Source organism: Pseudomonas nabeulensis (genome assembly GCF_004682045.1).
Classification (GTDB): Bacteria; Pseudomonadota; Gammaproteobacteria; order Pseudomonadales; family Pseudomonadaceae; genus Aquipseudomonas; species Aquipseudomonas nabeulensis.
In genome coordinates, this window is record NZ_QUZT01000067.1 from 24,476 (window position 1) to 35,811 (window position 11,336).

Annotated in this window: 9 protein-coding genes and 5 pseudogenes; 12 read left to right on the forward strand and 2 right to left on the reverse strand. The window is 64.4% G+C overall.

Annotated elements, in window-relative coordinates:
- The first annotated feature begins 225 nt into the window (after positions 1-225).
- The 9 genes and pseudogenes from DYL61_RS25765 to DYL61_RS25815 all read left to right on the forward strand — a co-directional run bounded on the left by DYL61_RS25765 (position 226) and on the right by DYL61_RS25815 (position 7,399).
- Entirely contained in the window at positions 226-576 is a 351-nt protein-coding gene (locus DYL61_RS25765) for a DUF2958 domain-containing protein (RefSeq protein WP_135310678.1), read from the forward strand.
- Positions 577-924: 348 nt separating this feature from the next.
- Positions 925-1,695: pseudogene (locus tag DYL61_RS25770) on the forward strand (DUF2285 domain-containing protein).
- A gap of 115 nt (positions 1,696-1,810) precedes the next feature.
- Positions 1,811-2,095 carry a helix-turn-helix transcriptional regulator gene (locus DYL61_RS25775; RefSeq protein ID WP_104444746.1) on the forward strand — a complete coding sequence of 95 codons (285 nt, stop codon included), beginning with the start codon at positions 1,811-1,813 and terminating at the stop codon, positions 2,093-2,095.
- A gap of 26 nt (positions 2,096-2,121) precedes the next feature.
- A complete protein-coding gene (locus DYL61_RS25780) occupies positions 2,122-2,967 on the forward strand; it encodes a replication initiator protein A (RefSeq protein ID WP_135310679.1) in 846 nt (281 codons plus the stop codon).
- Positions 2,968-3,232: 265 nt separating this feature from the next.
- Positions 3,233-3,868, forward strand: a pseudogene (gene parA / locus DYL61_RS25790) (ParA family partition ATPase); the annotation flags it as partial.
- On the forward strand, positions 3,868-4,131 hold the full coding sequence (locus tag DYL61_RS25795) for a chromosome partitioning protein ParB (RefSeq protein ID WP_135310681.1): 264 nt from the start codon (positions 3,868-3,870) through the stop codon (positions 4,129-4,131). The pseudogene parA and the gene DYL61_RS25795, both read left to right, overlap by 1 nt.
- Positions 4,128-4,672 (forward strand): annotated as a pseudogene (locus tag DYL61_RS25800) (DUF2840 domain-containing protein). Before DYL61_RS25795 ends, DYL61_RS25800 begins: the two are co-directional and overlap by 4 nt.
- Before the next feature lie 26 nt (positions 4,673-4,698).
- Positions 4,699-5,073: pseudogene (locus DYL61_RS25805) on the forward strand (S26 family signal peptidase); the annotation flags it as partial.
- 460 nt (positions 5,074-5,533) lie between these two features.
- Positions 5,534-7,399, forward strand: coding sequence for a relaxase/mobilization nuclease and DUF3363 domain-containing protein (locus DYL61_RS25815; RefSeq protein WP_135310682.1), 1,866 nt, complete (start codon positions 5,534-5,536; stop codon positions 7,397-7,399).
- A gap of 97 nt (positions 7,400-7,496) precedes the next feature.
- On the opposite strand, the gene DYL61_RS25820 is transcribed toward DYL61_RS25815, so the two are convergent.
- Positions 7,497-8,330 carry an oxidoreductase gene (locus DYL61_RS25820; protein WP_135310683.1) on the reverse strand — a complete coding sequence of 278 codons (834 nt, stop codon included), beginning with the start codon at positions 8,328-8,330 and terminating at the stop codon, positions 7,497-7,499.
- A 116-nt stretch (positions 8,331-8,446) separates the two neighbouring features.
- Here DYL61_RS25820 and DYL61_RS25825 point away from each other — a divergent pair, with 116 nt between their 5' ends.
- Together DYL61_RS25825 and DYL61_RS25830 are read left to right on the forward strand one after the other, a co-directional pair.
- Positions 8,447-9,403 carry an AraC family transcriptional regulator gene (locus DYL61_RS25825; protein ID WP_135310684.1) on the forward strand — a complete coding sequence of 319 codons (957 nt, stop codon included), beginning with the start codon at positions 8,447-8,449 and terminating at the stop codon, positions 9,401-9,403.
- Positions 9,404-9,421: 18 nt separating this feature from the next.
- Positions 9,422-9,949 (forward strand): annotated as a pseudogene (locus DYL61_RS25830) (DUF3363 domain-containing protein); the annotation flags it as partial.
- On the opposite strand, the gene DYL61_RS25835 reads toward DYL61_RS25830, so the two are convergent.
- Positions 9,936-10,736 carry an NAD(P)H-dependent oxidoreductase gene (locus DYL61_RS25835; RefSeq protein WP_135310685.1) on the reverse strand — a complete coding sequence of 267 codons (801 nt, stop codon included), beginning with the start codon at positions 10,734-10,736 and terminating at the stop codon, positions 9,936-9,938. The pseudogene DYL61_RS25830 and the gene DYL61_RS25835 overlap by 14 nt on opposite strands.
- 79 nt (positions 10,737-10,815) lie before the next feature.
- On the opposite strand from DYL61_RS25835, the gene DYL61_RS25840 reads away from it, so the two are divergent.
- Positions 10,816-11,187 (forward strand): winged helix-turn-helix transcriptional regulator, encoded by a 372-nt coding sequence (locus DYL61_RS25840; RefSeq protein ID WP_135310686.1) that lies wholly within the window; start codon positions 10,816-10,818, stop codon positions 11,185-11,187.
- Positions 11,188-11,336: the final 149 nt, after the last annotated feature.

An 11,336-nucleotide genomic window follows, 5' to 3' on the forward strand; every position in this document is an offset into this window, starting at 1 on the left:
CCGTGCCTTTACGGAAATCCGTATCTACGAATACCAACAGAACCGGGGAATCGCATCCGTGTCTTTCCGGCCTCATACAATTCCGCTTCTACGCTTGCGTTCTTCCAAGGATGCGATGGCTTGCGCATTCGTGTTTGCGCACGAAAGCACGGAGACGGTTTGGCGGTTCCGTGCTTCGACGCACAAGCGCATCCGCGCATCCTCGGGTTCGTGGAGGTTCCGGCCATGACCTTGCCACTTGTCACCGCTGACGAACGCGCGCGGCTGCTCGCCCACGGAACGGCGCTCGCCGCTGGCCAGCACCTCGACCCGCTGCCCGTGGTGCGGCCGTTCACCCCCGACGCGCATGTGACCTGGCTGCTGGTGTCGCTCGATCCTGCGGATGGCGACACGGCCTACGGGCTGATCGACCTCGGTATCAGGATGCCCTCGCTGGGCACGGTCAAGCTCTCCGACCTAGCCGGCATCGTCGGCCCGCGCAAGCTGCCGGTGCGGCGGGATCGGTATTTCCAGGCGCTGCACCCGCTGTCGGAGTACGTCCGGCTGGCGCAGGAGAACGGCGTGATCACGGACTGATGAAGGCCAGCGCAGCCCGGCCAGCCGGGACGCATTGTGACTATTTCGGATCTTACCCAAGACCTGTACGGTCTCAATCGGGATTGATGCACCGAAGCGGTGCCAGCCTGATGCAAACAGTCATGATCTTTGGCGCGGCCTGCGGCACGGTATCCGATGCCGCGCACCATTTTCGAGTTGCGCAGCCGTCGCATTCAGACGATTGCCGCAACACGCCGGAGCCAAATGGTCTTGACACCAGCAGTTAGTTACAGCGTACCCCGATTCGATGACGATATGACGGCGATTCGATAGCTCCCGCACGGCGGAATCCGTGGCGACGCACCCCAAGCACAGGGAGGTCTCGCCATGACTGATCGCAGCGCCGAACACTGGTATCCGACAGCGGCCTATCTCTACGTCCTGCACCTGGACGGCCCCGCGCTGGCTTAGGAATACTTGCGCCGAAACCCCGGCTACCGCCGCGACTGGCTGCGCCGTCGTCGGCGACCGGACGCGGCGCAGACTTGGGGTCTGCGCCTGCTGGAAAACCCGGCACTGGACGCGCGCGACGCGCATCCGGCCTGGTTCCCCGATCACGATGCCGTGGTACAGCTTGTTCCAGATGCCGACCCGCCGTCCGAAGCCCATGTCTTCGAGTTCTGGCGGGTGCCTGGCCGCAAGCAACTGATCCACGACGGCAAGCGCCTGGTGCTGCTGTCGCACTGGCCCGGCTGCTGCCTGCGGCTCGTGCTCGCGCCCGGCCTGGAAGACGGCATGGCCTACCTCTACGCCACCCGCGCCTGCGCAACGCCCTGCACACGTTACCGCACGCTTGCGGCCGAGCTGGATGCACTGTCCGCCGCGACCGTGGCCGCGCCTGCGGCAGCGGCCCGCTCCCGGCCCACGCCGGCCGCGGTGCTGGAACTGCACACCTTGCAGGCGATTGACACGACCCAGGCGGGTGCGTCCTTGCGCGAAGTCGCCGAAGGGCTGTTCGGCGCGGATGCCGTCGCGGCCGATTGGCACAAGGACAGTGCCTTGCGTGCCCGCGTGCGGCGGCTAGTGCGGCGTGGCGAGGCGCTGATGCGCGGCGGCTATCGCAGCCTGGCGCAGCTCCCGCCAGTTGCATCGCAGTAAGGGGGGGGGACGTTTTGCAGCCTCTGCATTTCGTCCCTTAGCAAGAAGCCCGTCTTTCTTGAAAGTGCCTCTATCCGGCCGCGTGGTGTGGCCGGGCTTGATGGAGGTACATCCCATGCGACCCGCTCCCTTGCGGCCTGCCGCCGCTGCCGTCGCTGCGCCCGCGCAGCCCCAACGCTACCTGACCAACGACGAGGCCGCCGAATATCTGCGCCTCAGCCCTCGCACGCTGGAGAAGCAGCGCGTGATCGGCGGCGGGCCGAAGTTCCGCAAGTTCGGCCGCCGCGTCATGTACGCGGTTTCCGACCTCGATGCCTGGGCCGATGCGCGCAGCTTTGATGCGACTTCCGACCCGGAATATGCCGAACGGCACGCGGGCGACTACCGTGATGGCCGCTGACCGTCGGCGCGTGGGTGGCCTTCGCCATGTCCAGCCCGCCAGGGCAAGCCTTGCAGCAGCGCGAACAGCTCGACCTGTTCCGTGCGCTGCCGGGCGACATGGCGCCGCGCGACAGCCAGGACTTGATGGCCTTTCCGTTCTTCTCGCTGGCGAAGTCGCGGCGCACGGCACCGATCGACTTTCGCAGCGGGAGCATCACCATCCGCGTGGAAGGCACGCAGGAGCATGGCATCGCCACGATCTGGGATGCCGACATCCTGATCTGGGCCGCCTCGCAGATCGTGGAAGCCCGCGACGCGGGCATCCCGACCTCGCGGCTGCTGCAGGTGCGTCCCTACGAAATCCTGCGCTTCATCGGGCGCGGTACGTCGCTGCGCGACTACCAGCGCCTCAAGGCCGCCCTGGATCGCCTGCAATCGACCACCGTGGCCACGTCCATCCGCGAAACCACGGGAAGGCGATTGCATCGCTTCTCGTGGATCAACGAGTGGAAGGAACTGGCCGATGCCAGCGGCACGCCGCTGGGCATCGAGCTGATCCTGCCGGACTGGTTCTATGCGGGCGTGGTGGACGCGGCCCTGGTGCTGACCATCGACCCGGCGTATTTCCGGCTGACCGGCGGCATCGAGCGGTGGCTGTATCGCCTGGTGCGCAAGCATGGCGGGCGACAGGAGCACGGCTGGCAATTCGATTTCCAGCACCTGTACCGCAAGTCGGGCAGCGTGGCGCGCTTCTACGACTTCGCCGCCGATTTGCGCGCCCTGGTGGCGCGGCAATCGTTGCCCGGCTACGTCTTGGGCATCGAGCGGATGCCCGGCGAGAAAACCGAGCTGCTGACTTTCCGGCCCGTGCCGCCCACGGCACGGGGATAAGTACGGGAAAACCTGTGGATTCACTCGTGCTATCAGGCAACAGGGGACTCGTGCTATCAGGCAACAAATCCTCGTGCTATCAGGCAAAAAAATCGGCTGCAAACCCGCGCCTTTGCTGGGTTTTCTCGCCCCTTAACTTCCCTAACAGTAAATACATAACTTTTAGTAGAAGCGCGCCGTTTCGGTGGACAACCGCCAAACGGCACGGCGAACCCCGTTTCGCAGGGCAGGCAAAGCCAGGCTTTCCAGCAGGGAGGGCCGCGCCATGATCTTCGCGCTTCTCAACCAGAAAGGCGGCGTCGGCAAGACCACGCTCGCCACGCACATCGCCGGCGAGCTGGCGCTGCGCGGCCTGCACGTCATCCTGCTGGACGCCGACCCGCAGGGTTCCTCGCTCGACTGGACGCAGCGGCGCAGCCAGCAGGGATTGCCCCGGTTGTTCAGCGCCGTGGGCCTTGCACGCGAAACGCTGCACCAGGAAGCGCCGGAGCTGGCCCGCCGTGCCGATCACGTCATCATCGACGGCCCGCCGCGCATCGCCGCCCTGGCGCGCTCCGCGCTGCTGGCGGCCGAGCGCGTGCTGATCCCGGTGCAGCCAAGTCCCTACGATGTGTGGGCCAGCGCCGAGATGGTGGCGCTGATCCGCGAGGCGCAGGTATTCCGGCCTGCGCTGCGCGCGGCCTTCGTCATCAACCGGCGCGTCAGCACCACCATCATCGGCCGGGAGGCGCGGCAATCGCTTGCTGAACAGCCGCTGCCTGCGCTGCGCTCGGAGATCCACCAGCGCATCGTCTTCGCCGACAGCGTGGCCGCTGGCCGGCTCGCCCGCGAAACCGCGCCCGACAGCGCCGCTGCCCGCGAGATTGCCGCGCTCACCGACGAACTGCTGCGGTGGCCCACATGGCCGCGAAGCCACCACCACGCAGCAAGCGCGTCGGCATCGGCGCACGTCCGCCCGCGAATCCGCACGCAGAAGCGTGGATTCGCCAGGGCGATGCCGATGCGCTGGGCAAAGGCGACCTCTACACCGCGCGCCTGACCCTGGACATCACGCCCGCCATGCGGGCGCGCATCAAGGTGTCGGCCTTCACGCAAGGCGTGACCGTGGCCGACCTGCTGCGCGGCCTGCGGGAGCGAGAGTTTCCCCTGGAGAACACACCATGACCGCATCCGCTTTGCCTGCCGCGAACGCGGCACCGGCTACGCCGTTGCCTGCGCTTTCGGCACTCGCCACAGGCTGGCCAACGTGCCGCTGACGCGCGTCTCGCTGGCCTACATCGAGACCCGTTTCAAGCTCTACCTGCGCTTTGGAGAACCAGCGCGCACACTCCAGCTCGACCGCTGGCGGCGCTGCGCGGTGTTCCTGCCGGGCTCGATGCTCTGCCGCATCCGCTGGCAGGCCAACGATTACGGCACGATTCGATGGCAGCTCACGGTGATGCAAACCGCCACGCCGCTGGACGACATGCAACGCATCCCAGGCGTGCAGCCAGGCGCGCGCCTGCTGCTGCACGCCGAAGGCGATGCCAACGTGCGCGCCGTGCTGGAACGCATCGACGCCATTGAGGCGCTGGGCATCGCCGCGATCGACGTGTCGCCCGCGTACTGGCGCACGCTGGGCAACCGTCTGGCGGCTCGCCTTGCTCTGCCCGAATACAGCATTGAACGGCATGCCGCCTGGCTTGCCGGGAGGACATTCCCATGACCACCATTTCTGCGATTGGCCCCGCGCCACGTCCGTTGTCCGTGGACAGCATCGTGCTGGTGCCGCTACCCGACAGGGCCGCCATGCTGGCTGCGCAGCGCGGCTACCTGCCGACCCGCGTTCCGCTGCTCAAACGTGTGGGCGCGATCGCGCCGCAACACGTCTGCATCGTTGCCGGGCAAGTACGCATCGACGGCGTGCCTTCGGCCGCCGTGCTGCCTGCCGACCGGCTGAGCCGGCCGCTGCCATCCTTGCAGCTTTGCCGCCGCCTTGAAGCTGGCGAACTGTTCCTGTTGAGCGTGACCAATCCGGCGTCGTTCGACAGCCGTTATTTCGGCCCGGTCAGCGCATCCACCGTGATCGGCGTTGCGCATCCGGTCTGGCTGGAGACACGCCCCTGATGATCGCCGATTCGCTGCACGTTGCCATGCATCTCATCGTGCCATCGAGCATGCCATTCCGGCTGCTGCCGCCGTGTTGTCGCGCGTGCAGCGCGGGCGCATTCGCGCCTCGCCTCGCGCAACATCCGGCGCAGGCGTCCAGCGTGCAGGCGTCTTGCCTCGAACGCGCCCGGCCTGCGGCCTTCATGGCGTCAGTTCGCGCGTTCGCGGGCGCGCTGGCTGCAAGCAGCACAGCGCCGACGGGCCACCGCCGCCCGGAGCGACAGCGAGGGGCAAAGGCGGAAGGCAAGATAAAAGGTCGCGGCACTCCGTTGCGCGAAAGGCCAGTCTGCACATGGGGTTGGCGCGGCACGCGCTTGGTCGCCGCACCGTGCCGCGTGGATCGCCAATGCCTTGCCGGCATTGAGGAAAGCGCGAGCCTCGCACGCTTGGCTTCGACCGCCTTGGATGGAGGCACCCCATGAGCCGCAACGACGATGACCGCTTCCGCGTCCACCCCGGTGCGCCCAAGCAGCGCGGCGACACCTTCATCAACCAGGTGCTGCGCCAGGCCAGCAAGGCCGGCGCCAAGGTGGCCAAGGCGGGCGGCCGGCCCGGTTCGCGCCTGGGCCGCGGCCATGTCGCGGCGCGCTTCACGGGCGCATCGCAGATCGCCGGTTCCCGGCGTGTCACCATCAAGACCCGGCTGGTTCATCTCGCCAAGGCCGGGGCGCGCTCGACCGCCACGCACCTGCGCTACATTGAGCGCGAAGGGGTTGGCCGCGAGGGCGAGCCAGGCAAAGCCTATGGCCCAACGACCGACGATGCCGACCTGGCCGCCTTCGAGGAACGGGGCCGCGAGGATCGGCACCAGTTCCGCTTCATCGTCTCGCCCGAGGACGCCGAACAGCTCGACGACCTGCGCACCTACACCCGCCACCTGATGGCCCGCATGGAGGCCGACCTGGGCACACGGCTGGAATGGGTGGCGGTCGATCACTGGAACACCGACAATCCGCATACCCACATCGTCCTTCGCGGCAGGGATGACACCGGCAAAGACCTCATCATCTCGCGCGACTACATCAGCCAAGGCATGCGCGACCGGGCTTCGGAACTGGCGGCCGAATGGCTGGGGCCGCGCACCGAGCTGGAAATCCAACGCACCTTGGCCCGCGAGGTGGATATGGAACGCTGGACGAGCCTGGATCGCACGCTGCAACGCGAGACCACCCATGGCCGGGTACTGAGCACCGAACGGCTGGAAGCCATCCCCCGCCTGAAATGCCAGCGCCTGCTGCTGATCGGCCGTCTGCAACGCTTGCAGCGCATGGGGCTGACCAGCGAGCGGCAGACCGGCGAGTGGGTCATCCATGCCGACGCCGAAGCCACCTTGCGGGCAATGGGCGAACGCGGCGACATCATCCGCACCATGCAACGGGCCATGAGCGGGCAGCAGCACGAGCTGGCCGTGTTCCAACCCGGCCAGAACGACGATGGCAGCGGCCGCTCCATCGTCGGCCGCGTGGCCGGCAAGGGGCTGGCCGACGAGCTGTACGACAAGGGCTACCTGATCGTCGATGGCACCGACGGCAAGGCGCACTACGTGGCCTTGCCGCCCAGGACGGAGCTGGAGCAGTACCCGACCGGCGCGGTGGTGGAGGTCAAGGGATCGGCCGCACCAAGATCCGCCGACAAGACCATCGCCGCACTGGCCGTCGATGGCATCTATCGCGCCGACCAGCATCTGGCGGTTGCCAAGGCCCAGCACAACCCCGAGCGTGATCCGCGCGAAGTGGTCGAAGCCCACGTGCGGCGGCTCGAAGCCCTGCGCCGCGCCGGGCTGGTGGAGCTGAAATCGCACCTGCCCATTGAGCGGCAGGCACGAGTGATCGGCGCCACCTGGCTGGATCAGCAGTTGATCGGTGGGGGCAAGGGACTTGGCGAGTTGGGCTTCAGCAGCAAGGTCAAGGACGCGCTGCAACAACGTGCCGACTTCCTCGCCGAGCAGGGACTGGCCGAGAAGCGCGGGCAGCGCGTGATCCTCGCCCGCAACCTGCTGGGCACGCTACGCAACCGGGAACTGGCGCAGGCCGCCAGGGACATTGCCGCCGAAACCGGACTGGAGCATCGGCCCGTCACGGACGGTCAGCGCGTGGTCGGCATCTTTCGGCGCTCGATCATGCTGGCAAGCGGGCGCTACGCGATGCTCGACGACGGCATGGGATTCAGCTTGGTGCCGTGGCGGCCGGTGATCGAACAACGATTAGGCCAGCAGCTTGCCGCGACAGTGCGCGGCGGCGGTGCGTCGTGGGAAATAGGACGGCAGCGAGGAGTTGCCCCTTAACGACTACTAGCCCACACCATGACGGCCACCATAGACGGCAAATAGTGACCATGTATAGAGTTTTGTCCATGCTGTGGAGATATCGCACCAAGCTCTCTCAACCATCGGTTGAGCGGGTAACTGTTTCCCAGGCGTTGAGTTCGTCTGCCAGTGTTGATAGCTTTTCGCGTACCAGCGAAAGCGCATCGCTGCCCAACAGCAGATGCGCAGGTGGCGTGTCACTGGCAATCACGGCCAGCATCGCGCGGGCGGCTTTGGCCGGATCACCAAGCTGCTTGCCGCTCTTTTCCTCGCGGGCCTTGCGGATCGGGTCGAACAGCGCGTCGTAGTCGGAAATCGAACGCGCCGTGCGGGCCATCGAGCGTCCGGCCCAGTCGGTGCGGAATGAGCCGGGTTCTATCGCCGTAACGTGAATGCCGAACGGCTTCACCTCCTTACCCAGCACCTCCGAGATGCCTTCCAGCGCGAACTTGCTGCCGCAATAGTAGGCAATGCCCGGCATCGTGATGAAGCCGCCCATCGACGTGATGTTTAGGATGTGTCCGCGTCGGCGCGAGCGCATGTAGGGCAGCACGGCCTTGGTCACGGCGACCGCGCCGAAGACGTTGACATCGAACTGCCTGCGCATTTCGGTCAGCGGCGACTCCTCCATGATGCCTTCGTGCCCATAGCCCGCGTTGTTGACGAGCACGTCGATCGGCCCGACGTTTGCCTCAATATCGGCGACCACACCGTCGATGACCTCGAAATCGGTTACGTCGAGCACACGGCCCACTGCGTTCACAGGATCGAGTCTCTCGAAATCCTGCTTTGCCTGTTCGCTGCGCACGGTGCCGACGACGCGATGGCCCGACGCGAGAGCCTCCTGGGCCAACGCTCGGCCGAAGCCGCTGCTGACGCCGGTAATGAACAGGGTTTTGGAAGATGACATGACTTGGCTCCACTGCTAGTTGATGTGGTTGTACGATATACGTCAATGAACAATATTTTTAGCCAAAATATTCTCTTTCTATTGCCTATTTCTATGATTACTGTCGCGAGATAAGAATGAAGAACGTCGTTACCGCTCCTCAGTCAACAGAGCAGCTGCGCTCGGTGGCGTTGCTCCGCGCGCTGGCACCTGACGAGGGATACAACCTGACGGCGCTGCCCGACGTGCGCATCCTGCGCTCGGATCACGCCTTGGCACGCACCCCCGTGTTGTACGACCCCGGCATCGTGATCGTTTGCCAGGGACGAAAGCGGGGCTACTTCGGGCGCCAGGTCTACCTGTACGATGAGCAGCACTATCTGGCGGTCGCGGTGCCAGTGCCTTTCACGATGGAAACCGACGCAACGCCAGAGCGCCCGCTGTTGGCGCTTTACCTGCACCTGGACTTTCAGGTCGCGGCGGAACTGATCGTCCAGATCGGCCAGCATCCATCATCGGTACAGGAAGACGTGCCGCAGAGCATGATGTCCAGTCCGATGGATGCCGCGATGCAGACTTCCGTGTTGCGCTTCCTTGAAGCGATCAGCCGGCCGCTCGATGCTGCGATCCTCGGCCCGGCACTGGTGCGGGAGCTGTACTTCCGCGTGCTCACCGGAGCACAGGGCAGTGCGATGCGTGCAGCTTTGGCAATGCAAGGCCAGTTCGGAAAAATTGGCAAGGCACTGCGCTATATCCACGCTAGCTATGCGCAGCCGATTGATCTGCCCAAGTTGGCTCATGAAGCCGGCATGAGCGTGCCGACGTTCCACAGCCACTTCAAGGCCATTACACGCACCTCGCCGATGCAATATCTGAAATCGACACGTTTGCACCAGGCGCGCCTGGTGATGGTGCGTCAGGGGATGACGGCCGAAACGGCGTGTCACGCCGTGGGCTATACGAGCCCCTCGCAGTTCAACAGGGAGTTCAAACGCCTCTTCGGATTGACTCCTGTGTCCGAGGCAAAGCGGATGAGACAGAGCTTTGCCATACCGCCTGCATTTGCTAAAGCGGAGTACGTTTCGTCGCATTGATCTGGCCTGTGCTGTGCCGCACAGCGCCTGGGCGGCGTGGCCGTAGAATTGAAATCGCACCTGCCCATCGAGCGGCAGGCTCGCGTCATCGGCGCGACCTGGCTGGATCAGCAGTTGATCGGCGGCGGCATGAGGCTGGGCGACCTGGGCTTTGGCGGCGAGGCCAAGGACGTTTTGCAACAGCGCGCTGACTTCCTGGCCGAACAGGGGCTGGCCGAGCGGCGGGGACAGCGTGTGATCCTCGCCCGGAACCTGTTAGGCACGCTGCGCAATCGGGAACTGGCGCAGGCCGCCAGGGACATTGCCGCCGACACCGGACTGGAGCATCGGCCCGTCACCGACGGGCAGCGCGTGGTCGGAATCTACCGACGCAGCGTCATGCTCGCCAGCGGTCGTTACGCCATGCTCGATGACGGCATGGGATTCAGCCTGGTGCCGTGGCGGCCGGTGATCGAACAACGCTTGGAGCAGCAGATCGCCGCGACAGTGCGCGGCGGCGGGGTGTCATGGGAGATTGGGTTGCAACGCGGGCCTACAGTTGGCTGATCTCGGCTTGTACAGCAGTATCAGCCACCTCGGCATGGCGAACGAACGGACTGTAGACCGGTGCATCCGGCTTCAAGGCCTGTCCGTCAGTGAAATCCTCATTTCGATTGAATGGAACCGAAGGCCAATCTGTCCAGCGGGCCAGCTTTGCCTGATATTCAAGGGACTGTTGTGTTAATTGATCCCGTTGGCGTTTTTCGTCGTCTGCAACCAGTCCTCCCCGAACGCCATAGATTAAATGCGGCTCAAGGACGTCAAAGCCGACGTAATGCAGCGAGTACATCAATGGCCACAGCATCAAACGCATGTCGCCGTCACGTCCATTCGGCGCGCAGGCTTGCATCGACGCACCGGCGGTGGAAACGAGCAGTGCTTTTTTCCCTCGCATCGAGCCATCTTCATGTCGCATATCACTTTTGTACAAGCCGCCGTAGACGAGGACACGATCCAACCATCCCTTGAGGATTGCAGGCGCACCGAACCACCAGAAAGGGAAATGGATGACCACGGCATCGGCTCGTGAAAGCAGACTGATATGACGCTCGACTGTGCTGGGCAACTTCTTCATGTGCCAGTGATGGCGTTGCTCCTGCATAGCATCGAACTTGTCCACATCCTTTCTGGCAGAGTAGTGCCAATCGGCCTCGCGGGGGTCGAAGTCTTCACCATATAGATTGATCAAGGTGGCCTCATGGCCTAGATCAAGCAACGTTTGGCGCGTTTTCTCGGCAAGATGGGCATTGAAGGATTGCTTCTCTGGATGTGCTAGAACGATCAGTACATGCATGGCGGGGCTCCTTATGAACATGCCGCGATGCTGTACTTGAACGTTCCTTCTGACAATTACGCACTTTGAGGTAACCACGATGGCTTTTCCGGGCGATGTCTATGCGAGCAACTGCTCGGCGCGCGATGCGCTTGCATTGATCTCGGGGAAATGGGTGATGTTGATCCTGCCAGCGCTTGCTCCTCGGCCCATGCGAAACGGGGAGTTGCTTCGGCGCATTGAAGGCATTTCACAGAAGGTGTTGACCCAGACACTCAGGCAATTAGAACGTAATGGCCTGATCGAGCGAATGGAGGTGGCGGCGAAACCAGCCCATGTCGAGTATCGGCTGACCGCTGTAGCCTGCTCTTTGGTCGACACTCTGGCTGCACTTGATCGGTGGGCAGAACACCATTTTCCAGAGCTGGACGCAGCGCGGGAGCGCTATGACGACGTGCATTCGGCGGAGTAGCCATTGCGTCAGTGCTGACAACGCGGGCGGTTCGCGCTGGGAGCCGAACCTGTGCAGTAGGAACGTCCATCTCTTGCAAAAACAGCAGCTTGTCTTCGGATCAGGACGTGCGCCCAGCACCGATTGGCAAGCCCAGTTAGAACGGAAAC